The organism is Pseudomonas sp. W2Oct36, from assembly GCF_041060465.1.
Classification (GTDB): Bacteria; Pseudomonadota; Gammaproteobacteria; order Pseudomonadales; family Pseudomonadaceae; genus Aquipseudomonas; species Aquipseudomonas graminis_B.
On sequence record NZ_JAUERW010000006.1, the window covers coordinates 167,474 to 192,737 of the forward strand.

General features: G+C 60.5%; 18 protein-coding genes and 1 pseudogene. 13 read left to right on the forward strand and 6 right to left on the reverse strand.

Annotation, left to right across the window (positions count from 1 at the left end):
• The first annotated feature begins 108 nt into the window (after positions 1 to 108).
• The 4 genes from QWI18_RS11465 (at position 109) to QWI18_RS11480 (ending at position 3,068) form a co-directional block, all read left to right on the forward strand.
• Positions 109 to 1,257, forward strand: a complete 1,149-nt coding sequence (locus QWI18_RS11465) for a pyridoxal phosphate-dependent aminotransferase (protein ID WP_369318867.1) — start codon at positions 109 to 111, stop codon at positions 1,255 to 1,257.
• Complete coding sequence (locus QWI18_RS11470; RefSeq protein ID WP_065990001.1) at positions 1,245 to 2,036, forward strand: amidohydrolase; 792 nt, start codon at positions 1,245 to 1,247, stop codon at positions 2,034 to 2,036. The genes QWI18_RS11465 and QWI18_RS11470 overlap by 13 nt, the downstream gene beginning before the upstream one ends.
• 58 nt (positions 2,037 to 2,094) lie before the next feature.
• The gene (locus QWI18_RS11475; protein ID WP_296315429.1) at positions 2,095 to 2,535 is read left to right on the forward strand and encodes a hypothetical protein; all 441 of its coding nucleotides are present in this window, start codon (positions 2,095 to 2,097) and stop codon (positions 2,533 to 2,535) included.
• A gap of 125 nt (positions 2,536 to 2,660) precedes the next feature.
• On the forward strand, positions 2,661 to 3,068 hold the full coding sequence (locus tag QWI18_RS11480; protein ID WP_065989998.1) for a hypothetical protein: 408 nt from the start codon (positions 2,661 to 2,663) through the stop codon (positions 3,066 to 3,068).
• A 76-nt stretch (positions 3,069 to 3,144) separates the two neighbouring features.
• Here QWI18_RS11480 and leuA read toward each other — a convergent pair whose 3' ends face one another.
• From leuA to xseA, 3 genes are all read right to left on the reverse strand, one after another.
• Positions 3,145 to 4,827, reverse strand: a complete 1,683-nt coding sequence (gene leuA, locus QWI18_RS11485) for a 2-isopropylmalate synthase (RefSeq protein WP_192132305.1) — start codon at positions 4,825 to 4,827, stop codon at positions 3,145 to 3,147.
• A 463-nt stretch (positions 4,828 to 5,290) separates the two neighbouring features.
• Positions 5,291 to 6,133: a peptidoglycan DD-metalloendopeptidase family protein gene (locus QWI18_RS11490; RefSeq protein WP_369318868.1), complete on the reverse strand. Its 843-nt coding sequence runs from the start codon at positions 6,131 to 6,133 to the stop codon at positions 5,291 to 5,293.
• A 3-nt stretch (positions 6,134 to 6,136) separates the two neighbouring features.
• A complete protein-coding gene (gene xseA / locus QWI18_RS11495) occupies positions 6,137 to 7,516 on the reverse strand; it encodes an exodeoxyribonuclease VII large subunit (protein WP_065989994.1) in 1,380 nt (459 codons plus the stop codon).
• A 135-nt stretch (positions 7,517 to 7,651) separates the two neighbouring features.
• On the opposite strand from xseA, the gene QWI18_RS11500 reads away from it, so the two are divergent.
• From QWI18_RS11500 to QWI18_RS11520, 5 genes and pseudogenes are all read left to right on the forward strand, one after another.
• Complete coding sequence (locus QWI18_RS11500) at positions 7,652 to 8,200, forward strand: sugar ABC transporter ATPase (RefSeq protein ID WP_369318869.1); 549 nt, start codon at positions 7,652 to 7,654, stop codon at positions 8,198 to 8,200.
• Positions 8,201 to 8,326: 126 nt separating this feature from the next.
• On the forward strand, positions 8,327 to 9,796 hold the full coding sequence (gene guaB / locus QWI18_RS11505) for an IMP dehydrogenase (protein ID WP_065989989.1): 1,470 nt from the start codon (positions 8,327 to 8,329) through the stop codon (positions 9,794 to 9,796).
• Positions 9,797 to 9,940: 144 nt separating this feature from the next.
• Positions 9,941 to 11,518, forward strand: coding sequence for a glutamine-hydrolyzing GMP synthase (gene guaA / locus QWI18_RS11510; protein ID WP_065989987.1), 1,578 nt, complete (start codon positions 9,941 to 9,943; stop codon positions 11,516 to 11,518).
• Between the two features lie 259 nt (positions 11,519 to 11,777).
• Positions 11,778 to 12,769: pseudogene (locus tag QWI18_RS11515) on the forward strand (serine hydrolase domain-containing protein).
• A gap of 280 nt (positions 12,770 to 13,049) precedes the next feature.
• On the forward strand, positions 13,050 to 13,535 hold the full coding sequence (locus QWI18_RS11520) for a hypothetical protein (RefSeq protein ID WP_192132297.1): 486 nt from the start codon (positions 13,050 to 13,052) through the stop codon (positions 13,533 to 13,535).
• Between the two features lie 198 nt (positions 13,536 to 13,733).
• Here the strand turns inward: QWI18_RS11520 and QWI18_RS11525 are convergent, their stop codons facing one another.
• Positions 13,734 to 16,667, reverse strand: coding sequence for a DUF6543 domain-containing protein (locus QWI18_RS11525; RefSeq protein ID WP_369318870.1), 2,934 nt, complete (start codon positions 16,665 to 16,667; stop codon positions 13,734 to 13,736).
• Between the two features lie 171 nt (positions 16,668 to 16,838).
• Here QWI18_RS11525 and QWI18_RS11530 point away from each other — a divergent pair, with 171 nt between their 5' ends.
• Both QWI18_RS11530 and tadA read left to right on the forward strand, forming a co-directional pair.
• Positions 16,839 to 18,212: a multicopper oxidase family protein gene (locus QWI18_RS11530; RefSeq protein ID WP_192132293.1), complete on the forward strand. Its 1,374-nt coding sequence runs from the start codon at positions 16,839 to 16,841 to the stop codon at positions 18,210 to 18,212.
• Positions 18,212 to 18,694 (forward strand): tRNA adenosine(34) deaminase TadA, encoded by a 483-nt coding sequence (gene tadA / locus QWI18_RS11535; RefSeq protein WP_065989978.1) that lies wholly within the window; start codon positions 18,212 to 18,214, stop codon positions 18,692 to 18,694. Before QWI18_RS11530 ends, tadA begins: the two co-directional genes overlap by 1 nt.
• A 33-nt stretch (positions 18,695 to 18,727) precedes the next feature.
• On the opposite strand, the gene mltF is transcribed toward tadA, so the two are convergent.
• Positions 18,728 to 20,188 carry a membrane-bound lytic murein transglycosylase MltF gene (mltF, locus tag QWI18_RS11540; protein ID WP_065989976.1) on the reverse strand — a complete coding sequence of 487 codons (1,461 nt, stop codon included), beginning with the start codon at positions 20,186 to 20,188 and terminating at the stop codon, positions 18,728 to 18,730.
• 213 nt (positions 20,189 to 20,401) lie between these two features.
• On the opposite strand from mltF, the gene purL reads away from it, so the two are divergent.
• Positions 20,402 to 24,301 carry a phosphoribosylformylglycinamidine synthase gene (purL, locus tag QWI18_RS11545; RefSeq protein WP_369318871.1) on the forward strand — a complete coding sequence of 1,300 codons (3,900 nt, stop codon included), beginning with the start codon at positions 20,402 to 20,404 and terminating at the stop codon, positions 24,299 to 24,301.
• Between the two features lie 6 nt (positions 24,302 to 24,307).
• Entirely contained in the window at positions 24,308 to 24,619 is a 312-nt protein-coding gene (locus QWI18_RS11550) for a YqfO family protein (protein WP_296306139.1), read from the forward strand.
• 54 nt (positions 24,620 to 24,673) lie between these two features.
• On the opposite strand, the gene QWI18_RS11555 is transcribed toward QWI18_RS11550, so the two are convergent.
• Positions 24,674 to 25,237: a murein L,D-transpeptidase family protein gene (locus QWI18_RS11555; protein ID WP_192132287.1), complete on the reverse strand. Its 564-nt coding sequence runs from the start codon at positions 25,235 to 25,237 to the stop codon at positions 24,674 to 24,676.
• Positions 25,238 to 25,264 lie beyond the last annotated feature (27 nt).

Genomic DNA, 25,264 nt, shown 5'->3' on the forward strand with positions numbered 1-25,264 from the left:
TCTTTCTCGGAAAAGGCGCCAGCGGCGCCTTTTTTTGTGCGCGACATCTGGGCTATCCTGCGAGTCCCCGAGCCCTTCAGGTGTCGGGAGTGGAGCAGGAAAACCCCCATGATCACCAGCAAACTGCCGAACGTTGGCACCACCATTTTTACTGTGATGTCTCAGCTTGCCGCCGAAACCGGGGCGATCAATCTGTCTCAGGGTTTTCCCGATTTCGATGGGCCTGACGCACTGCGTGAAGCCCTCTGCCGCCGCGTCATGGACGGCAACAACCAATACGCGCCGATGGCCGGCCTGCCGGCATTGCGCGAGCAAGTCGCGGCCAAGATCGCTCGCTGCTATGGCCGTCAGGTCGGCATCGACAGCGAAATCACCATCACGCCCGGCGCCACCCATGCCATCTTCTGCGCGATCCAGACCGTTGTGAGCGCCGGCGATGAAGTGATCGTCTTCGACCCGTGCTACGACAGTTATGCGCCGTCGGTGGAACTGGCCGGCGGGCGCACCGTGCATGTGCAGCTCAAAGACGGCGACTTCGCCATCGACTGGGAAAAGCTCGGCGCAGCGTTGAGCCCTCGCACCCGGATGATCGTCATCAACACGCCGCACAATCCCAGCGGCGCGCTGATCACCCGCGATGAGCTGGATCGCCTTGCGGCGTTGATTCGTGACCGGGACATTTACGTGCTCAGCGACGAGGTCTACGAGCATCTGGTGTTCGACGGCCTGCAACACGCCAGCGTACTGGCCCATGACGAACTCTATCAGCGCGCGTTTGTGGTCAGTTCGTTCGGCAAGACCTACCACGTCACCGGCTGGAAAACCGGCTACCTCGTTGCGCCGCCGGCACTGACCGCCGAAGCACGGAAGATCCATCAGTTCGTCGCATTCTGTGGTGTCACGCCGTTGCAATGGGCGCTGGCCGATTTCATGGCGGCGCACCCTGAACATGTCGACGAACTGCCGGCGTTCTATCAGGCCAAGCGCGACTATTTCTGCGATCGCCTGGAAGCGTCGCGCTTCACCTTCACGCGGGCTAGCGGCACCTACTTTCAGCTCGTTGATTATTCGCAGATCCGCCCGGACCTCAATGACGTCGACATGTCGCTGTGGATGACCCGCGAACACGGTGTCGCGAGCATTCCCATTTCGGTTTTCTATCAGAATCCGCCCGAAGGCCAACGCCTGATCCGGCTGTGCTTCCCCAAGCGTGAGGAGACGCTGCGTCTGGCGGCGGAGAAGCTATGCGCGATCTGAGTACGCTGCCCAATCTGAATATCGCGTTGGTTCAGACCACGTTGGTCTGGCACGACGCCCCGGCGAACCACGCCCACTTCGAAGAGCTGCTGGCCCAGGCCAAAGGCGCGGATCTGGTGATCCTGCCGGAGATGTTCACCACTGGCTTTACCATGGCGTCCGAAACTCAGGCCGAACCTGAAGACGGCCCGACTGCCCAGTGGATACTGGCGCAGGCCAGGCAACTGGATGCCGTGGTGACCGGAAGCGTGATCATTCGCGCCGCTGACGGCAGCCATCGCAATCGCTTGCTGTGGGCGCGGCCGGACGGCGAGCTGCTGCATTACGACAAGCGCCATCTGTTCCGGATGGCCGGCGAGCACGAGCATTACAGCCCGGGCGAGCGCCAGGTGCAGTTCGAGCTCAAGGGCTGGCGGATTCGTCCGCTGATCTGCTACGACCTGCGTTTTCCGGTGTGGAGCCGTGACGCCCACAACACCGATCTGCTGCTCTATACCGCCAACTGGCCGGGTGCTCGCCGCCTGCACTGGAACCGCTTGCTGCCGGCGCGCGCCATCGAGAACCTGTGTTACGTCGCTGCGGTGAATCGTGTGGGGATTGATGGCAAGGGCTTCGCCTACACGGGCGACAGCCAGGTGCTGGATTTTCAGGGCGAGAGCCTGCTCAACATCGGCGAGGCGGACGGGGTGTTTCAGGTCAGCCTGTCAGCGCAGAGCCTGGCGGCCTACCGCGAGAAATTCCCGGCCTGTCTCGACGCTGATACATTCGAGATACAGTAACGTCATAGAGTTAGTGGGCGAGTGGTCGATAGCGGTTGTACCCAGACAGGAGATCGGTATGACCACCATCAGCACATCCTCATTGAGTTCGTATTCCACCAGCTTCACCGTGGCGGTCAAGAAAGACGCCACGACGACGGCGGCAGACAGCGACACCTCCACCACGACAGATGCCACTTCGGTGTCTGCATCGACGACAACGACTGCAGCGGGTGGCGCTGGCGGTGCCGGTGGGGCAGGCGGCGCGTCTGATTCTTCCAGCACCAGCGAGCAGGCCATCGAGAAGCTGGAAGAGCAGATCAAGGAAACCCAGAAGCGCCTGCAGGAGCAGCAACAGCAACTCGCTGCCGCTCAGGCAAGTTCGGGTTCCGATGAGGAGAAATCGGCAAGGGTGATGGCCATTCAGGGACAGATCTCGTCGACGACCGCCAGCCTGTCCACGGAGCAGGCGGCGCTTCTACAACTGCAGAAGTCCGGCAGCATCAACACCACCGCCTGATTCACTGATTCAAACATAACCCGCTCCATGACCTCGGTCGTGGGGCGTATTTGCGTCTGCAATAAATCCGACTTCAGATGTTTGTACGCTGGCCGATACAAAGTGCACCTCATAAGGAGTTCATCATGACCACCATCAACACCAGTTCGTTGGGCGCTTACTCCAGCGTGTTCACGGCTGCCGTCAAAACTGACGACTCCACCAAGAGCGATGCCAAGACCGCCAGCGTCGAGCTGCGTGGCAATGTGTATGGCGACTCCAAGGCGGCCGGCGCCAGTGAGTCAGGCGACGCGCCGAGCATGAAGGAGGAGATGATCAAGCAGTTGCAGGAGCAGATTCAGCAAACCCAGAAAATGCTCCAGCAGCAGCAGGCTCAGTTGGCCGCGATCCAGGGCAGCAAGACACCCGATGAATTGAAGGCCACGCAGGTCATGGCGATCCAGCAGCAGATTTCCGGGACCATGGCGCAGCTGGGCGCATTGCAGGCGTCCCTGTTGAACTTGATGAAAGTCAAAGTCGACACCACGGCCTGATAATCCGGCGCTCAAACAAAAGGCCCTGAAGCTTGCACTTCAGGGCCTTTTTTATCGTAGGAATGATTGCCGGCAGTTATGCCGCTTTTGTCGCGTCAGCCTGCAGCAAGCCACGATTGAGAGCGCTAAACAGCGCCTTGAAGCTGGCCGTGGTGATGTTTTCGTCGATGCCGACGCCATGCACCGCCCGGTCACCGTTCACACGCAACTCGATGTAAGCGGCGGCCTTGGCCGTGGTGCCTGCGCCGATGGCGTGTTCGTTGTAGTCCATGATCTCGGCTGACACCGGGAGACCAGCAACCAGCGCTTCCAAGGCGCCGTTGCCGGTGCCTTTCCAGCGCAGATTGCTTTCGCTGTCGCTCATTCCGGTCACGACCACTTCGACTGCGCTGTTGCCGTTTTCTTCTTGCAGACGATGGCTGACCAGCGCGTACGGCTTGTTGGCCTGCAGGTATTCACGCTTGAACAGCGAGTAGATCTGCTGAGCGGTCATCTCCAGGCCCAGTCGATCGGTCTCGCCCTGAACCACTTGGCTGAACTCGATCTGCATGCGACGCGGCAGGGAAATACCGTATTCCTGTTCCAGCAGGTAAGTGATCCCGCCCTTGCCCGACTGGCTGTTGACGCGGATCACCGCCTCGTAGCTGCGGCCAATGTCGGCCGGGTCGATTGGCAAGTACGGCACTTCCCACATCGTGCCTTCTTTCTGCTGGGTGAGGCCCTTGCGGATCGCATCCTGGTGGGAGCCGGAGAACGCGGTATGCACCAGGTCGCCGACATACGGGTGACGCGGGTGCACCGGAATCTGGTTGCACTCCTCGACGACCTTGCGCACGCCGTCGATGTCGGAAAAGTCCAACTGTGGATTCAGGCCCTGGGTGTACATGTTCAGCGCGACCGTCACCAGGTCGACGTTGCCGGTGCGCTCGCCGTTGCCGAACAGGCAGCCTTCAACGCGATCCGCGCCGGCCATCAGGCCCAGCTCGGTCGCCGCCACGCCGGTGCCTCGGTCGTTGTGGGTATGCAGGCTGATGATCACGCTGTCACGGCGTGAAATGTTGCGGCAGAACCATTCGATCTGGTCGGCGTAGATGTTCGGGGTGGCGACTTCGACGGTTGCCGGCAGATTGAGGATCACCTTGTTCTGCGGCGTCGCGTTCCACACTTCGATGACGGCGTCGCAGACTTCCTTGGCGAACTCCAGCTCGGTGGCGCTGAACGTCTCAGGCGAGTACTCGAACTGCCATTGGGTTTCTGGCTGCAGGGCGGCGTATTTGACGAACAGCTGAGCGGCATTCACGGCGATGGCTTTAACGCCGGCTTTGTCTTGGTTGAAGACGATGCGGCGGAAAGACGGGCAGGTGGCGTTGTACAGGTGGACGATGGCTTTTTTGGCGCCGCGCAGGGATTCGAACGTCCGTGCGATGAGGTCTTCGCGGGCCTGAGTCAGGACCTGAATGGTGGTGTCGTCCGGGATGTGGCCGTCTTCGATGAGCGTGCGCACGAAGTCGAAATCCGTTTGCGACGCAGAAGGGAAGGAGGCTTCGATTTCCTTCACACCGACTTGCACGAGGGTCTTCCAGAAACGCAGCTTCTTGACCGCATCCATGGGCTCGATCAGGGACTGGTTACCGTCACGCAAGTCGGAGCTGCACCAGATAGGCGCCGCAGTGATGGTCTTGGAAGGCCAGGTGCGGTCAGGCAGGTCGATGACAGGAAAGGCGCGGTACTTGGTCGAGGGATCTTTGAGCATGGTCATGTGAATAGTCCTTGTTGTACTCAGGGCCGAAAGAAGGCGGCCAGCCGGTTGATGCGAGAGTAGCACTGCGGGGAGAGCGTCGAGGCACCGCGTTCAGCTTTGCAGTCGTGCGCTCACGAGGCAGAGGCAGCGATGTTGACGCATCAGAATGAGGGTGTGAGAGGTTTTCATGTCGCCAAACGTAACCAATGGGGTGAAAGCTGGCAAGCGGTTGGGGAAAATTGAGAGAAGTAACCGGTAAAAGCTTCAGGTTGAGATTCTATTGCCAGATTTTGATGCTGTGCGCGATTTAATTGCTGGTGCGATTCGGTCTGAACGTACCGGCCGCTCCAATGGTAGGACCGGCTTCAGCCGGGAAGGGGCCAGAACGCGTGCCATCAGATTTGCGGTGTTGCGCCTGACGCCTTCCCGGATAAAGCGGGTTCTACAGGGGGCCTACAGAGCTACTCAGCCCTCTAGAGCGTTACGGCTGAAACGCATTGATGAAGATCGCCGGATCCACCCGCGCGTCATTCAGGCTGACGTTCCAGTGCATGTGCGGTCCCGTCGCGCGACCGGTCGAACCCACACGCCCGACCACGCCACCACGCGGCACGGCTTCGCCGACTTTTACGTCGATCTTCGACATATGGCAGAACATGCTGATAAAGCCCTGCCCATGATCGACGAACACCGTATTGCCGTTGAAGAAGTAGTTACCGATCAAAATCACCTTGCCCGCCGCCGGCGACTTGATAGGCGTACCGGCCGGAACCGCGAAGTCCAGTCCGGCGTGAGGATTACGCTCCTCGCCGTTGAAGAAACGTCGCACGCCGAATTTGCTCGAGAGCGGCCCGTCCACCGGTTTGTCCAGCAGAAGGTTGCTCGGGGTCACGGGACTGAACGTACGGTAGGCGCGGACTTGCACATCGAGTTCCTGCTCAATGCGCTTGAGGTCGTCCGGGTTGGGATTGACCTGGCGCTGGTTCTTCAGGGTAATCCGCTGCTCCGGGTACTGCTTGTTGCCCACCACGAAAGGCAGGTTACGGCCGCCGCTGCTGACCTGCTGCGACGTGCCTGGCTTGACGCTCAGCGGAATGCCGACAATGGCCAGCCAGTGCGCGTCCTGATCCTTGACCACCAGCACCGGCTTGCCCTGCCACGTGGCCTTGGGTGCTTGCGCGGCGGGGCCAAGATCGACCACCGCCACGCCGCCCGGCACCCGCTTGTTGAGCAGGCGGGAAATGTAGCTGTCAGCGTAGGCGGGCAGGGCAGCGCAAAAGACCAAGGCGGCAGTGGCCAACGAGCGGGATAGAAGAGGGAGCATTGATCAATCCAGAAGTGAAAGGGTGACAGGCGTCAGATGGTTGTCTTCAACGCGCACTTGCAGCTCGCCATCCGCCAGCTTTGCCGTCAGGCGCTGACCCTGTTGCGTCTGCTCGGCAGCGCGGATGGCCCTGCCGCGTTCATCCAGCAAAATACTGTAACCACGGCCCAGGGTCGCCAGCGGGCTGACCACGTTGAGCGTCTGCACCTGACTTTGTAGCTGCAGGCGACGGCTCTTGAGGTTTTCCTTGATCGCACGGGGCAGGCGCTCGGCCAGTACTGCCAGGCGCTGACGCAGAAACATCAGCGTGCGTCCCGGATGTTGCGCGGCCAGGCGGCTTTCCAGATGGCTCATGCGCACCTGGCGCTTGTGCATCTGCTGCTCAAAGGCACGACGCATGCGCATGTCCAGATCGTCGAGGCGCTGGGCGCGCTGGCGCAGGCGCTCGCCGGGGTGACGTAGGCGGCGGGAAATACCGTCGAGACGCAACTGCTCGCGCATCAGCCGGTCCTGCATGCGGCTGATCAGTCGGCGTTCCAGGCTGTCGACTCGGCGTTGCAGATCGCTGGAGTCCGGCGCCAGCAGTTCTGCGGCGGCGGAGGGCGTCGGGGCGCGCACGTCGGCCACGAAGTCACTGATCGAGACGTCGGTTTCGTGACCGACCGCGCTGACAATCGGCGTCACGCATGCGTCGATGGCCCGGGCCACGGCCTCTTCGTTGAAGCACCAGAGGTCCTCCAGCGAGCCGCCGCCCCGGGCGAGGATCAACGCATCGAAGCCGCGATCGTCAGCAAGTTTCAGGGCGCGCACGATCTGGCCGATGGCCTCGCGGCCCTGCACAGCGGTGGGGATCAGAGTGAGTTCGACCTGGGGGGCGCGACGGCGAAACACGCTGATGATGTCGCGAATCACCGCGCCGGTCGGGGAGCTGATGATGCCGATGCGCTTGGGGTGCAGGGGCAGGGCGACCTTGCGCTCGGCGCTGAACATCCCTTCGGCGCTGAGCTTTTCCTTCAGTGCGTCGAAGGCCAGACGCAGTGCGCCATCGCCAGCAGGCTCTACGGTGTCGAGAATCAGCTGATAGTCGCCGCGACCTTCAAACAGCGAAACCTTGCCGCGCACCTTGACCGCCAGGCCATCTTTCAGCGCCTGACGCACCCGCGCCGCGTTGCTGCGAAACAACGCGCAACGCACCTGGGCGCCGGAGTCCTTCAGCGTGAAGTAAACGTGCCCGGAGGCCGGACGCGAGAGGTTGGAAATCTCGCCCTCGACCCAGATGCTGGAAAACACATCTTCCAGCAGCACGCGTGCGCGGCCGTTGAGCTGGCTGACAGTGAGGACGTCCCGGTCAAGGCCGAGTCTTGCGAAGGGGTCTTTGATCATGGGGGCATCATAAAGGCATTGGGGCACGGGTCACCAGATGAGATCGCTGACGGCGCGCGCCCCGACGGCCATACTTGACGTCACCGACAGCGCGATTAAGCTGCCGCCCCCGATTACTCGTCAGACAGGCCCGTCATGGACACCCAAAGCATCATCGTCCCGCAAATCTCCAGCTTTCCTGCGCACGAAGCGAAGGCGCGGGCGATCCTGCGCTGGCTGGTGAAGCTGAACGTCGTCGAAGAATCGCTGACCACCTGTGGGCGCAGTTTCAATCGCATGGCCTACGCGGTTGCCCCGGGCGCGCGACGCTTCGTCGAAAACCCTGACGCCTTGCCGTTCGGTCAGCCGGTCAACGGTCTGGAAATCGTCCTCAAGCGCTGCATCTATACGCCGCAGAAGGGGTTCAAGGAGGAGGCCGGTTGCCCGGAGTGCCGGCGCGAGATCGGCGAAGCCCTGTTCGACAGCCTGGAAGAGTGGATGCCGGGCCATACCGACAACTTCATGTGCCCCGAATGCCGCCATGAAGACGACATCAACGGGTTTCTGTTTCTTGAGCCGTGCGGGTTCTCGAATCTGGGGTTCATCTTCAACAACTGGCTGGATGCCGGCTTCAAAAGCAGCTTTGTCGAGGCGTTTGCCGAGCGAATGGACCGGCCGGTGTCCCATGTCAACGTCAGGATGTAGATCTGCGCGGCTGTCATTGGGCGCCGTAATCCGGCTCATGCGTAAATAGCCTGATCTTTACATTGAGATAGTGCAGGTGTCTGGGTACAATGGCGCGCTTCCATTTTCCCGCTCGGGAGCCCAGCGATGCTGCGTATCAGCCAAGAAGCCCTTACATTCGACGACATTCTCCTTGTGCCCGGTTATTCCGAGGTGCTTCCCAACGAAGTCAGTCTTAAAACACGCCTGACCCGTGGCATCGAACTCAACATCCCCCTCGTTTCCGCCGCTATGGACACCGTCACTGAAGCCCGTCTGGCAATCGCCATGGCTCAGGAAGGCGGCATCGGCATCATCCACAAGAACATGACCGTCGAGCAGCAAGCTGCCGAAGTGCGCAAGGTCAAGAAGTTCGAAGCGGGTGTGGTCAAGGATCCGATCACCATCGAGGCTGACGCCACCGTTCGCGATCTGTTCGAACTGACCCGTCAACACAACATTTCCGGCGTTCCGGTCCTGCATGACGGCGAGCTCGTCGGCATCGTGACCTCCCGCGACGTCCGTTTTGAAACCCGCCTTGATGTGCCTGTTCGCGAAGTGATGACTCCGAAAGAGCGTCTGGTCACCGTCCGCGAAGGCGCCGACAAGTACGAAGTGCGCGATCTGCTGCACAAGCACCGTCTGGAAAAAGTCCTGATCGTCGACGACAAGTTCGCGCTCAAGGGCATGATGACCGTCAAGGACATCGAGAAATCCAAAGCCTGGCCGCTGGCGAGCAAAGACGACCAGGGTCGCCTGCGTGTCGGCGCTGCGGTCGGCACCGGTAAAGACACCGGCGAACGTGTCAGCGCACTGGTTGCTGCGGGCGTGGACGTCATCGTTGTCGACACCGCCCACGGCCATTCCAAAGGCGTGATCGACCGCGTTCGCTGGGTGAAACAGAACTTCCCTGACGTGCAGGTCATCGGCGGCAACATCGCCACCGGCGCCGCTGCACTCGCACTGGTCGAAGCTGGCGCTGACGGCGTCAAGGTCGGCATCGGTCCTGGCTCCATCTGCACCACCCGTATCGTGGCTGGCGTGGGCGTCCCGCAAATCAGCGCCATCGCCAACGTGGCTTCGGCACTGGAAGGCACCGACGTTCCGCTGATCGCCGACGGCGGCATCCGTTTCTCGGGTGACCTGTCCAAGGCCATCGTTGCCGGTGCCTACTGCGTGATGATGGGTTCGATGTTTGCCGGTACTGAAGAAGCACCGGGCGAGATCGAGCTGTTCCAGGGCCGTTCGTACAAGGCCTATCGCGGCATGGGTTCGCTGGGCGCAATGTCCCAGGCTCAAGGCTCGTCGGACCGTTACTTCCAGGACTCGTCCGACGGCGCGGAAAAACTCGTACCGGAAGGTATCGAAGGCCGCGTTGCGTACAAGGGTTCGCTGACTGCCATCGTTCACCAGTTGATGGGCGGCCTGCGCTCTTCGATGGGTTACACCGGCAGCGCCGACATCCACGAAATGCGCACCAAGCCTGAATTCGTGCGCATCACCGGTGCCGGCATGGCTGAGTCCCACGTTCACGACGTGCAGATCACCAAGGAAGCGCCGAACTACCGGGTCGGCTGACGCCTCCAGCCACAAGTTGATAGTTACTAGCTACAAGCGATCTGTAGCGGCACCGCCTTTAGGCCTGTCGCTACGGATCTGCGGCCCCCGACACCTTGCAGCTTGAAGCTTGAGGCTTGAAGCTGCTCTATCTAGAGTCCTCTCATGGCCCTCGACATTCACGCCCACCGCATCCTGATCCTGGACTTCGGTTCCCAGTACACCCAGCTGATCGCCCGTCGCGTTCGCGAAATCGGCGTGTACTGCGAACTGCACCCGTTCGACATGTCGGACGAAGCGATCCGCGAATTCGCCCCGAAAGGCATCATCCTCGCCGGCGGCCCCGAGTCCGTCCACGTCGCTGACAGCCCGCGCGCGCCGCAGGCCGTGTTCGACCTGAATGTGCCGATCTTCGGTATCTGCTACGGCATGCAGACCATGGCCGAGCAGCTCGGTGGCCGCGTGGCCGGCTCCGAAATGCGTGAGTTCGGTTACGCCCGCGTCGATATCGTTGGCAAGAGCCGCGTGCTGGATGGCATCGAAGACCACGTCGACGCCGATGGCGTTTTCGGCCTCGACGTGTGGATGAGCCACGGCGACAAGGTTACCGAGATCCCGGAAGGCTTCCACGTACTGGCCAGCACCCCAAGCTGTCCGATCGCCGGCATGGCCGACGACACCCGCGGCTACTACGGCGTGCAGTTCCACCCGGAAGTGACCCACACCAAGCAGGGCGGTCGCATCCTGTCGCGCTTCATCCTCGACATCTGCGGCTGCGAAGCATTGTGGACCCCGTCGAAGATCGCTGAAGACGCCATCGCCCAGGTTCGCGCCCAAGTCGGTACCGACAACGTGCTGCTGGGCCTGTCCGGCGGTGTTGACTCCTCGGTGGTCGCAGCGCTGCTGCACAAAGCCATCGGCGACCAACTGACCTGCGTCTTCGTCGACAACGGCCTGCTGCGCCTGCACGAAGGCGAGCAAGTCATGGCCATGTTCGCCGAGAACATGGGCGTCAAGGTGATCCGCGCCAACGCCGAGGATCAGTTCCTCAACAACCTGGCCGGCGAAAGCGATCCGGAGAAGAAGCGCAAGATCATCGGGCGCACCTTCATCGACGTCTTCGACGCCGAGTCGACCAAGCTCGACAACATCAAGTTCCTGGCCCAGGGCACCATCTACCCTGACGTGATCGAGTCCGCTGGCGCCAAAAGTGGCAAGGCTCACGTCATCAAGTCGCACCACAACGTGGGCGGCCTGCCGGAAGAGATGAACCTGAAACTGGTCGAGCCGCTGCGCGAACTGTTCAAGGACGAAGTCCGTCGTCTGGGCCTGGAACTGGGCCTGCCGTACGACATGGTCTACCGCCACCCATTCCCGGGCCCGGGCCTGGGCGTGCGCATCCTCGGTGAAGTGAAGAAGGAATACGCCGACCTGCTGCGTCGCGCCGACCACATCTTCATCGAAGAACTGCGCAAAGCCGACTGGTACCACAAAGTCAGCCAGGCCTTCGTCGTATTCCAGCCGGTGAAATCGGTTGGCGTGGTCGGCGACGGCCGTCGCTACGCCTGGGTGGTGGCCCTGCGTGCCGTGGAAACCATCGACTTTATGACCGCACGTTGGGCACACCTGCCTTACGAACTGCTGGAAACGGTCAGTGGCCGGATCATCAATGAGATCGAAGGCATTTCGCGCGTGACGTACGACGTGTCGAGCAAGCCGCCTGCGACGATTGAGTGGGAATGATGGGGTGGCCGGCATTGTCCGGCACGATCTAGCAAGAAATGCCCTGGAGCCCGCGTAACTGCGGGCTTTTGGGTTTTTGGGTGTGGCACGTTCTGGCAGGTTTGTGCATCGCCAGGCAAAGTGCTTGTGCGGCATTTGGGGGTACTGGCTGAGGTAACTGCCGACTTGACAGGGAAGGGCATGGTGTTAGATCCCATTACCGCCACTGGCTTGAACTCGACGACATAACACTAGACAGCTTTTATGAGTGAATCCGGGCATGCCTTTTTTTGAATCCAAACACCAAAACCCTGGATTTGTCTCATTGCTTTGCTTCGACCAGGGCGGGTGCCACGAGCGGAGTATTGGTGTGGAAAGCATCGATACCCAGCGACCGTTGAACCGCGATATTGTCTTTGACCTGGCCTCCGTTTCCAAACAATTCACTGCGTTTTGTTTGCTGCTGCTGGAGCAGGGGGGGCTTTTGCTTTAAGCGATCCGATAGGCCGCTTCGTACCAGAGATCAGTGGCTACTCATCTCAAATCAGCTTGCAGGATCTTGTTTATCACATTGGCGGAATGCCTGATTTCATAGAGATTGCATTGTCGCAAGGCATCGATTTTGGCGATGAGCTCGGTGCTGCCGATATCCTTGCTCTTTTAAGAGAGCAGACCCGTCCTGATTTTCCGACAGGAGAGCGATTTGAGTACAGTAATACGGGTTATTTTTTGCTGGGGATCGTTATAGAACGTGTGAGTGGGCTCTGCTTATCCGACTATGCCCAAACCCATATTTTTGCGCCCTTGCCCATGGAGCACACTTTTATTCTAGATGGATTGAGCCGGGATGATCGAGTTGCCAGCGGCTATGCAAGAAGTAACGGGCAGACTTATGCTCTTTCGCGTAGCCCCTGGAATTCCTTGGGGGCGAGCCTGGTACATTCTTCCGCTGCAGATCTCATGAAGTGGGGCGAGAATTTTCTCACCGCCAAGGTGGGAGGACATGCTGTTATAGGAAAAATGTTAACGCCGCTGGCGCCAGTAAACCACAGGGGAGAAGCGATCATTGAGCATTCGAGTTATTGCTTCGGGATATCCATGGAGAAAGATGGCAAGGGGGTGAAGTTCTGCCATGAGGGTGTTACGGCAGGCTTCAGCAGCTATTTCGAACGCTCGCTGGAGAAGGGCTATACGCTTGCTATTTTATCGAACGTCGAAGATTACGAAGTAGAGCAACTGGCTGCTGAGCTTTGTGCAGAGCATGGCCTTTAGGCTTGTGTTTCCCGCACAGAGCTCCCTGTTTAATTCCCATGGTTTAAGCTGAATGGCTGGTTATGAGGCCTGTGCTTCATAACTCACGCCAAGCGCTTTCGTGTAAGAGGCTGCCGCTGTAACGAACAACGCCGTCCTTCGCCCACCGCAAATGACCTCATTTGAAATTGGCTTGAAGTTCGAGGAAAATTCTTACGAAGAAGTCTTTGGGGGGCGCCTTAGCCTCGACATCAGCAAAAGAATTCGATGCTCGCATCCGCCATAATCAAGGAACCCGTTCATGAAATCCCGATTTTCTTTCAATTCGTCCTTTCTGATTATGTTGTCGCTGACAGGATGCGCAGCGACTATGGATGCTGCAAAGCACGATCAGCTTCGAGAAAGCGCGCTTTACGGCAGTTGGCATGTAGCAGGTCTAGCGGTATCAGACTCGGGCGTGCAAGCACTGGAAGATAATGACCCAAGCTTCATGGGCCGACGTCTCAGTTTCAATCACGATCAACTTGCATGGAAAGCGTTAGCAGACTCAACGGAAGACGTGTGCAACGGGCCTGCTTTTCATAAGCTTCCGGCGATGAGTGGAGCTGAACTGAAGCCACAACTCCATAAGCTGGGCATCGAAAAAGCCGTACCCTACGGCGTTGAATGCAAAACTGGAAGCTGGGGGCCTCTTGATAAAGAAAGCCCTGCATTTTTCCTGGCGCAAGATGGGACGTTAGCTCTTTCATGGTTTGACGGCGGACTGCTGAAACTGATACGAGACTGAACACGGGAAGGTCACGCTACCGGCCAAGACGTGAACCCAAGAGGGCGAGACCTTAGAAGGGCGTCATGTTCGCGTCTATGCACGCACGGAAGGTAACCGTTGGCTGCCGTATTTGATCGAAGCGTCGGCCAGCGTATTGGGCAGAAAACAGCCGAGTGGACCCCTTAGCGCGCCACTCGGCTGTTTAAATATGAAGCCTCAACGCACCCACGTCATCCCCATCAGCTCCAGCGCCGTCGTCAGATCCGCCAACGTCTCAAACCGACGTCCGCTCACCCGCTGCCATTTCGGCCGATCGATATAGACGCGTTTGCCCTCTCGTTTGATCTCGGTACGAACCGCAGTGCCTTCGTTGCTGCGGTGGACGATTGCGAGGTGACCATCACTGTCATCGAGGGTGAACATGCCCGCTCGTAGCAGTTTGTTCTCCAGGCTGAGCTCAATCCGGGGCGGGGCGACGAGCACTTGCAGACGCAGATCACTCTGGACGCGTCCCGCACGACGGCCCACCGTATCGGTCATTTCAACGCCGGGGTCTGGCGTTATTCCAGCCGATTCAGCCACACGAACGTCTTCAATGCGCAGCCCTACCGCGCCTTCCAGTTCCGCGAGACCGGGGACGCCCTGATACGTATTGGCGTGGGAATTACCCACCAGTGCTACCCAGTGGCCGCCGCTTCTCGCCCCTTGGTCTGCGTCGATCACGCCCTTGGCGTAGTAATTCATCACCTTCTGCCGCAGCCCTTGCTCCGCGCCGTCCATGCCGTCGACGCGGTAACTCGCCATGCAGTCGATGGCGCGGATGCGCACGCGGTTTTCTTGCGCGGCTTTGAAAACGGCCATGAAGGTGTATTTGCCGTTTGGATCAGTTCGATGGCCTTTGTCCAGCGCCTTGATGTAGTCCTCAAGCTGAGGCGACAGAGTGCCCGTTCTCGAAAACGTATCGAGATCCACCTGATGGAAGTCGGTGAGCACGTGCTCCATGTACAGGGTTTTCACCTTGAGCTTGGTGAGCAGCGGCATCTGTTCGATCAGAAACTGTTTGCTGCCGATCCCTGCATGGCTCTCGCCGATGACCAGGCCCGATGAACGTTTGAATACGATCTTGAGCGCACGTTTGAGCGGCGCGTTGGCACTCAGCTCTGGCATGTCTGGACGCTTTGGCAGTTCGAGCGTGTTGAAGAAGGCGTTGGCGTCATCGCGCAGATTGCGACGGATGCGCTTGAAGTCGTCATAGGGATCGGGTTTGTCAAAATCGGGGCTGTGATAGCGATCGTCGACAAAGCGGCCGCCATATTGCGCGCCCTCCATGACTTCAGTCCTCAGCGCCGCTGGCACTTCGTATGGGCTGGGGAGGGTGGTCGTCTGGGGAGAAACGCCGACCCCACGACCGGGCCCCATCTTGCCGAGCACCTTCCCGCCGCCTGACAGGTGCAAGGGAGTGACGGGCTCCCAAATGCCAGCAGCGTTAAGGCGCACAGGCATGTTTCGGTAAAACGAGTAGGGGTTTGCAGGGTCGATGATGGCCCAGCATTTCAGCTCGTTGATGTAGCGAACGGCGTAGGCGAAGCCATCGATCTCGATGAAGGTTTCGCCCTGATCGGTCAGGTAGATGCCCTTCATGCGACCTTCTTCACGCACGGGTTCGAAGGCATCCAGCAGCATGTTGGTCTCGAAGTAGGCCAAGGCATCGTCGCGCTCAAAGGGGTAAACGGATTCTGGTTTCAGGCCCGGCATCTGAACTAACCCATCGGTGGGCTCATCGACTTCCGGTGCCAGCTCTCCCTCGGGTTCAGGCTGCAGCAACTCGCCTTCCGGCATCGCCTCCCCGCCGATAAGAAAGGTGCTGTTGAACAAGACGTCGATGCTGGCCGTCACAGCCCCGATGACCCCTGCCTTGCGCTGCGCCGTGCTCGCGCCATTCACGGCCTGATCAATGTTGAGGCCCATGTCGGCGATGCCGGCACCCACGGCTGCCAGCGCAATCGGCCAGTCAATCGCCGCCAGCGCACCGGAAAGTTGGGAGAACGACCGCAGATAGCCGATCCACATCTGTTTGCGCAGGTCGCCGTTGGAATGCAGCGCCAGGTCTGCGTCGGCAAACATCCGAGCTCGGATCGCGTCGCGCAAATGGCTGAACGGGTCTCCCGACACGGGCCGACTGTGTTGATTGATCAAACCGGGATGAGCGGATCCCCATGAGGTGTAGAGCACATCCAGGCCATGGAACAGCCCGATGTTGTTGTCAGCCGCTCCGTGTGCCGACAACGGGAAATGGCCCATGAAACGCGCGCGGCGTTCTGGGCGGTTGTTCTGCGACAGCAGCCACCCATGCAGCTCTTCGGGCGTGGCGAAGGCATGAAAGGCCTGCACTTCGCCGGGGGTGTAGAGAATTTGCCGGCCTGCTGCGGTCACGATGCGCAAGACGTCGCTGGCTTCGTAGCCGATCACGTCGAAGGTCCAGACTTTCGCGTCAGCGCTGGCCGGAGCGCTGGCTCGCAGAGTTTGCAGGCTCGGTGCCTCAGACGGTTCTACGTTCGCCGCACGCAAGACGATTCGCAGATCTTCTTCACTGAGCCAGCCGGCCTGTTGGTCTTCGAAGGCGCTGGCGATGAAGTTGGCTTTGGCCATGGTGCGAAAATCGTCGGCGAAGTCGCGCCAGAACGCCTTCAGCTTTTCCTTATAGCGCGATTTGAAGTCCACGGACCAAAACTCAGTCATGACCTGGGCGGGCAACATCCTGACCTCGTTTCGTTCATCGAACGGTTCTGCATCGGGGCCTGCGGCGTAGAACCCGCTAAGCATCTGCAGGGTGTCGGCGTTGTCCTGATCGTGGGGATTGAAGCGGTGCATGACCAGTTGCGGGAGGGTCATCGATTGATAGGGCGCGTCGCGGTGCTCCCAGCCATTGAATGACCGCGGACTGCTGACTGCCGTGTGGAAGCGGTGCCAGTAAACGGTATCTGGCTCGATGTCGCGACCGGTCTGGCGCAGGAGGACTTCTCGGGCGATGCTGCGGGCCATTTCGCGCATGTCCGGGCAGGCCTCGACCATGCGCTCACTCATGGTGATGAGGGCGTTTCGGTCCTGGCTCAGGGATGCAGCGGGCGGGTGAGCGGGTGCAACGGTCATATTCGTCTTCCTTGATGAATGGGAAGACAAGCTTGGCGTGATTGCTGATTCATTTGGCACTAAATATGTATTGCGTACGCCGTCGCCTTAAATTTCTGTAAGGGCAGGTGTATCGTGTCCGCCCCTCGCATCGTTCAAGGATGCGACCCGTCGTTTGAGGTTTTTTCGTACATGTCTTTTACCCGTCGACAGATACTCGGAGGTCTGGCCGGTCTTGCGGTGGTCGGGCTTGGCGCGGGCGGCGCCTCAAGGTATTGGCTGGGCAAACGCGGGCCGGGAGAAGGGCACGATTATGAACTGATCGCCGCGCCGCTGGACGTTGAACTGGTGGCCGGGCACCAGACGCCCGCGTGGGCATTCGGCGGGTCGGCTCCTGGCACTGAATTGCGCGTCAGGCAGGGCGAGTGGCTACGGGTGCGCTTCATCAATCATCTGCCCGTGGAAACCACGATTCATTGGCACGGCATTCGGCTCCCGCTGGAGATGGACGGCGTGCCTTACGTCTCGCAATTGCCGGTCAAGCCGGGCGAGTACTTCGACTATAAATTCCGAGTGCCGGACGCCGGCAGCTATTGGTATCACCCCCATGTGAGCAGCAGTGAAGAGCTGGGCCGCGGGCTGGTGGGGCCGCTGATCGTCGAGGAGCGCGAGCCGACCGGATTTGCACACGAGCGCGTCGTCAGCCTGAAGAGCTGGCATGTGGACGAGGAGGGCGCTTTCACTGATTTCAGCGTCATTCGCGAGGCTGCCCGCGAGGGCACGGCCGGGCGATTGTCGACGATCAATGGCGTGCCACAGGGCGTCGTCGAGCTGCCTGCCGGGCAAATCACCCGGGTGCGCATTCTCAATCTCGACAACACGGTGACCTACCGCCTGAATCTGCCAGGCGCCGAGGCGATGATCTACGCCCTGGACGGCAACCCGGTCAAACCGCGCCCCTTGGGCAAGGATTACTGGCTGGGGCCGGGCATGCGCATCTGTCTGGCGATCAAAGCGCCTGCGGTCGGTGAAGAGATTTCCCTGCGCAACGGCCCGGTGCGGCTGGGCACCTTTCGTTCGGTCGCCAGCACCGATACGCCGGGCGAGTGGCCGCCTGAGTTGCCGGCGAATCCGGTTGCCGAGCCTGATTTGACCAACGCCGAGAAGCTCAATTTCAATTTCGAGTGGGTGGGTTCGGTGTCGGTGAATGTCGACAACGGTAAACCGCCCAGCTTGTGGCAGATCAATGGCCAAGCGTGGGACATCACCGACAAGACCTGCGCGGACCGGCCGATCGCCAAGCTCGAACAAGGCAAGAGTTACATCTTCGAGCTGAAGAACATGACGCAGTATCAGCATCCCATTCACTTGCACGGCATGAGCTTCAAGGTCATCGCTTCCAATCGCAAGAAGGTGGTTCCGTATTTCACGGACACCTATCTGCTGGGGCGCAACGAGCGCGCGCGCGTCGCGTTGGTGGCGGATAATCCCGGCGTCTGGATGTTTCACTGCCATGTGATCGATCACATGGAAACCGGTCTCATGGCCGCTATCGAGGTCTCCTGATGCGTCAGCCGCCCATCATCGATCGCAGTCGCGATCAGCATTTCATGCGCGAAGCCCTGGCGCTGGCGGCGGAGGGTGCGTTGCTGGGCGAGGTGCCGGTTGGCGCGGTGGTGGTGCAGAACGGCGAAATCGTTGGCCGCGGTTTCAACTGCCCCATCAGCGGCAGCGATCCCAGTGCCCACGCCGAGATGGTCGCCATTCGCGCGGCGGCGCAGTCACTCAGCAATTATCGCCTGCCCGGCAGCACGCTGTACGTGACGCTGGAACCCTGCAGCATGTGCGCGGGGTTGATCGTTCATTCGCGCATCAGCCGCGTGGTGTATGGCGCGACCGAGCCCAAAGCGGGGGTGGTGCAGAGTCAGGGGCAGTTCTTCATGCAGCCGTTTCTCAATCATCGCGTGCTGTTCGAAGGCGGGGTGCTGGGGGAGGAATGCGGGACGATGCTGAGCGAGTTTTTCAGGATGAGGCGGGCGAAGGGTTAGTTCAGTGCGACGGCGAGCGGATTCTGGCGCTGACTAAAGCGGCGCTTTCTCTTCCGACGGCTTGGTCTTGTCGACCCCAGGCACATGCAACGAGCCTTCCGCCACCTGGCCGCCTTCCATCTGCGGCTGCGTCACCCACGTCAGGATGTCGTAGTAACGGCGGATGTTGGCGACGAAACTGACCGGTTCGCCGCCACGGGCGTAGCCGTAGCGGGTCTTGCTGTACCACTTCTTCTGCGACAGACGCGGCAGCATCTTCTTCACGTCCAGCCACTTGTTCGGATTAAGCCCTTCGCTTTCGGCCAGCTTGCGCGCGTCATCCAGGTGGCCGCTGCCGATGTTGTAGGACGCAAGCGCCAGCCAGGTGCGATCCGGCTCCTGAATTGAGTCGTCGAGCTGTTCTTTGACGTAGGCGAAATACTTGGCGCCGCCCTGAATACTCTGTTTGGCGTCGAGCCGATTGGACACACCCATGGCCTGGGCCGTGCTCTGGGTGAGCATCATCAAGCCGCGCACGCCGGTCTTCGACGTCACGCCCGGCTGCCACAACGATTCCTGATAACCGATCGCCGCGAGCAGGCGCCAGTCCACCTGTTCTGCTTTGGCGGCGGTCTGGAAGTGCTTCTCGTACTTGGGCAGGCGCTCCTGCAAATGCTGGGCGAAGGTGTAGGCGCCGACATAACCGAGGACGTCGACATGCCCGTAGTAGCGGTCTTTAAGTCGCTGCAGCATGCCGTTCTTCTGCATCTTGTCGAGATAGGCGTTGATCTCGTTGAGCAGGCTGTTGTCATCCCCCAGCGCCACGGCCCAACGCTGATCGCGGCCATCGCCGAGGTCGAAGCCGACGCGAACGTTGGGGAAATACACCTGATTCATCGCCAGTTCGTTGGAATCCACCAGGGTCAGGTCGATCTGACCTTCATCCACCATCCGCAGCAGGTCGACGACTTCGACCTGATCGGACTCTTCGTAGTTGATGCCGGGGTACTTGACCTTCAGCGCTGCCAGTTGCTCGGCGTGGCTGCTGCCTTTGAGGACGAGGATGCGTTTGCCGACCAGATCGCCCGGATCGGTGGGGCGCGACTGGCCGTTGCGGTAAACGACCTGCGGGGTGACTTCAAGATAGGAGTGAGAAAAACGCACCTGTTTCGCGCGGTTTTCGCTGCTCACCAGGCCCGCTGCCGCTAGCACCGGCCCGCCGGGCTTGCCCATCTGATCGAACAGGTCGTCGAGGTTGTCGGCGGCTTCGATTTTCAGTTCAACGCCCAAATCGTCGGCGAAACGCTTCACCAGTTCGTACTCGAAACCGGTTTCACCGTTGCGGTCCTGAAAATAGGTTGCCGGGCTATTGCGGGTGACGACGCGCAGAACGCCATCCTCCTTGACTCGTTCCAGCGTGTTGGGTTTCTCCACACACGCGCCGAGCAGCAGGAAGATTCCGGTTGCGATGAGCCACTTGGCACAGCGTGGGCGGAAATCTGATAGGGAAAACATCGGTGCAGTATACGCAAAGGAGCCATACCGCCATATCTCGACAGCGCGGGTCCCGTCTGATAGAGCCGAGGAATTTTTACCTTCCGGCGCAGGCAAGCGCCCGGAGCCGACATTCGGGTGCATCCCATGCCGTGGTTTCGGGTGCCGACGCAGACTGATTAGGCTAGAATGCACGGCCTCAAAGCACACCCCCTTCCCGAGGCTGTCCCGACGATGTTGATCCTGCGTGGTGCTCCCGCCCTTTCCGCCTTCCGCCACAAGAAATTACTTGCGCAGCTGAACGATAAAGTTCCGGCTGTCAGTGGCCTGTACGCTGAATTCGCCCACTTCGCTGAGGTCAATGGCGTCCTGACCGAAGACGAGCAGCAAGTCCTTGCCCGCCTGCTGAAATACGGTCCGAGCGTGCCGGTTCAGGAGCCGGCGGGCCGCTTGTTCCTGGTACTCCCGCGTTTCGGCACCATTTCGCCATGGTCGAGCAAGGCCACCGACATCGCGCGCAATTGCAGCCTGACCAAGATCCAGCGCCTTGAGCGCGGCATCGCGTTTTATGTAGAAGGCCAGTTCAGCGACGCTGATGCGCAACTGATCGCCGACACGCTGCATGACCGCATGACCCAGATCGTACTGGGCGCGCTGGAAGAGGCCGCCAGCCTGTTCAGCCACGCCGAGCCCAAGCCGCTGATCGCCATCGACGTGCTGGGCGGCGGCCGCGCGGCGCTGGAAAAAGCCAACGTCGAACTGGGTCTGGCCCTGGCCGAAGACGAAATCGACTACCTGGTGAACGCGTTCACCGGCCTCAAACGCAACCCACACGACATCGAACTGATGATGTTCGCGCAGGCCAACTCCGAGCACTGCCGTCACAAGATCTTCAACGCCAGTTGGGACATCGACGGCCAGAGCCAGGACAAAAGCCTGTTCGGCATGATCAAGAACACCTATCAGATGCACAACGAAGGCGTGCTGTCCGCTTACAAGGACAATGCCTCGGTGATCGTCGGCAGCGTGGCCGGCCGCTTCTTCCCGAATCCTGAAAGCCGCGAGTACGGTGCGGTTCAGGAGCCGGTGCACATTTTGATGAAGGTCGAAACCCACAACCACCCGACGGCAATTGCCCCGTTCCCTGGCGCAGCCACCGGTTCCGGCGGCGAGATTCGTGACGAGGGCGCGACCGGACGTGGCGCCAAGCCGAAAGCCGGCCTGACCGGTTTCACGGTGTCCAATCTGAACATTCCGGGTTTCGAGCAGCCCTGGGAAAAGCCGTACGGCAAACCCGAGCGCATCGTGACACCACTGGACATCATGATCGAAGGCCCGCTGGGTGGCGCGGCGTTCAACAATGAGTTCGGTCGCCCGGCGCTGACCGGTTATTTCCGTACCTTCGAGCAGTCGATCAGCACGCCACATGGCGACGAAGTTCGCGGCTACCACAAGCCGATCATGCTCGCAGGCGGCATGGGCAACATCCGCGAAGGGCACGTGCAGAAAGCCGAAATCACCGTCGGCGCCAAGCTGATCGTGCTCGGCGGCCCGGCGATGCTGATTGGTCTGGGTGGCGGCGCGGCTTCCTCCATGGCCACCGGCACCAGCTCGGCTGACCTGGATTTCGCCTCGGTGCAGCGTGAAAACCCGGAAATGGAACGCCGTTGCCAGGAGGTCATCGACCGCTGCTGGCAGCTGGGTGAAGCCAATCCGATCGCGTTCATCCATGACGTCGGCGCGGGTGGTCTGTCCAACGCCTTCCCTGAACTGGTCAACGACGGCGGTCGCGGCGGCCGCTTCGAACTGCGCAACGTGCCAAACGACGAGCCAGGCATGGCCCCGCTGGAAATCTGGAGCAACGAGTCCCAGGAGCGTTACGTTCTGGCGGTCAGCGCTCCTGACTTCGAACGCTTCAAAGCCATCTGCGAACGTGAGCGTTGCCCGTTCGCGGTGGTCGGTGAGGCCACTGAAGAGCCGCAACTGACCGTCACTGACAGCCATTTCGGCAACAACCCTGTCGACATGCCGCTGGAAGTGCTGCTGGGCAAAGCCCCGCGCATGCACCGTTCGGCCGAGCGTGAGACAGAGCTGGGTGACGACTTCGACCCGAGCGCGCTCGACATCGAAGAAAGCGTGCAGCGCGTGCTGCATCACCCGGCCGTGGCAAGCAAGAGCTTCCTTATTACCATTGGCGACCGCAGCATCACCGGTATGGTCAATCGCGACCAGATGGTCGGCCCGTGGCAAGTGCCGGTGGCGGACGTCGCCGTCACCGCAACCAGCTTTGACGTGTACACCGGCGAAGCCATGGCGATGGGCGAGCGCACGCCGCTGGCCTTGCTGGATGCCCCGGCGTCCGGCCGCATGGCGATTGGCGAGACCCTGACCAACATCGCTGCTTCGAGCATCGGCAAGCTTTCCGACATCAAGCTGTCCGCCAACTGGATGTCCGCTGCCGGTCACCCGGGTGAAGACGCGCGTCTGTACGACACCGTGAAAGCCGTCGGCATGGAGCTGTGCCCCGAGCTGGGCATTACCATCCCAGTGGGCAAGGACTCGATGTCCATGAAGACCCGCTGGAGCGACGAGGGCACCGAAAAAACCGTGACCTCGCCGCTGTCGCTGATCGTCACCGGTTTCGCCCCGGTCACCGACATCCGCAAGACCTTGACCCCGCAATTGCGCATGGACAAGGGCCTGACCGATCTGATCCTGATCGACCTGGGCCGTGGCCAGAACCGCATGGGCGCGTCGATCCTCGCGCAGACCCACGGCAAGCTCGGCAGTGTTGCACCGGACGTCGATGACGCCGAAGACCTGAAAGCCTTCTTCGCCGTCATTCAGGGCCTCAACGCCGACGACCACCTGCTGGCCTACCACGACCGTTCCGACGGTGGCTTGATGGCGACCGTGCTCGAGATGGCGTTCGCTGGGCACTGTGGCCTGAACCTCGAACTCGACACGCTGACCGGCACCCGCGAAAAAATCGCGGCCATTCTGTTCAACGAAGAGCTGGGTGCAGTGATCCAGGTTCGCCAGGACGCCACGCCGCTGGTGCTCGCGCAGTTCAGCGCTGCCGGTCTGGGCGAGGACTGCGTCGCCGTGATCGGCAAGCCGATCAACAACAGCGATGTGATCATCAGCCTGAGCGGCGACACCGTGTTCAAGGGTGATCGCCGTCTGCTGCAGCGCCAGTGGAGCGAAACCAGCTACCAGATCCAGCGCCTGCGTGATAACGCCGATTGCGCCGATCAGGAATTCGATGCGCTGCTGGAAGAAGACAATCCAGGCCTGAGCGTGAAGCTGGGCTATGACGTCAACGACGACATCGCTGCGCCTTACATCAAGAAGGGCGTTCGCCCACAAGTGGCAGTGCTGCGTGAGCAGGGCGTCAACGGTCAGGTTGAAATGGCGGCTGCGTTCGATCGCGCCGGTTTCGCCTCGGTTGACGTGCACATGAGCGACATCCTCGCCGGTCGCGTCGACCTCAACGACTTCAAAGGTCTGGTGGCGTGCGGTGGTTTCTCCTACGGCGACGTGTTGGGTGCCGGCGAAGGCTGGGCCAAGTCCGCGCTGTTCAACAGCCGTGCACGGGATGCGTTCCAGGGCTTCTTCGCCCGCAGCGACAGCTTCGCGCTGGGCGTTTGCAACGGTTGCCAGATGATGTCCAACCTCAGCGAGCTGATCCCGGGCAGCGAATTCTGGCCGCACTTCGTGCGCAACCGCTCGGAGCAGTTCGAAGCGCGCGTGGCGATGGTCGAAATCCAGAAGTCGGCGTCGATCTTCCTGCAAGGCATGGCCGGCTCGCACATGCCGATCGCCATTGCCCACGGTGAAGGCCACGCCGAGTTCAAGACCCCTGAGGCGTTGATTGAAACCGATCTGTCCGGCACCGTTGCCGTGCGTTTCGTCGACAATCACGGCAAGGTCACTGAAACCTATCCGGCCAACCCGAACGGTTCGCCCCGCGGCATCGCGGGTCTCACCACACTCGACGGTCGCGTCACCATCATGATGCCGCACCCTGAGCGGGTGTTCCGCGCCGTGACCAACTCGTGGCGACCGGATGAGTGGGCTGAAGACGGCGCGTGGATGCGCATGTTCCGCAACGCCCGCGTCTGGGTTGACTGATCGCTGATGTACAAGCTGGCTTTCTTTGTGCCGCAGAGCCATGTGGAACAGGTCAAAAACGCGTTGTTCGCCGCCGGTGCGGGGCGAATCGGCGCGTATGACCGCTGCTCTTGGCAAGTGCTTGGCCACGGCCAGTTTCGCCCGCTGGATGGCAGTCAGCCTTTCATCGGGCAAGCCGGCGAGGTCGAGCAGGTTCAGGAATGGAAGGTCGAGCTTGTCGTGTCAGATGAGCTGATCAGGCAGGCGGTTGCTGCGCTGAAGGACAGCCATCCCTACGAAGTACCGGCTTATGACGTGTGGAAGCTGGAAGATATCTAGCTTCCCTGCAGCATGGCTCGAGATTGAAGCAATCCGCATTACCCCGGCAAAATCTTACGGCCGAATCTCTATCATCGTGCCGTCTTTCACCAGATCCCACACCTCACGAATATCGCTGTTGCGCATGGCGATGCAGCCGTTCGTCCAGTCCAGCGTGTGGAAATACCACTCCGGGTAATCGTCGTTGATCGGCGTGCCGTGAATCATGATCATGCTGCCCGGTTTCACGCCTTCGCGGCGGGCGCGTGCGGCATCGGAAATGTTGGGGTAGGAAATGTGCATCGACAGGTTGTAGGCGTCGCTGGTCTTGCGCCAGTCGAGCCAGTAGAAACCCTCCGGTGTGCGCTGGTCTCCCTCTTGCAGCTTCGGTCCGGTGGGCGCTTTGCCCAGTGAGATCCGGTACGTCTTCAGCGCCTCGCCACGGCTGATCAGCTGCAATTGATGCGCGGATTTGAGCACCAGCACTTTATCGACAGTCCGGTCCGCGATGTTCTGAGTGTCGACGACCTTTCCGCCAACGAACTTCTGTTCGCTGCCTTTGGGCACGATGGTCTGGGTGAACGCAGCCTGGGACAGCGGCACAACCGACAGGCATAAAACGGCAAGCAACCAACGCATGAAAAGGGTATCCCTGAAGCCTGCGCG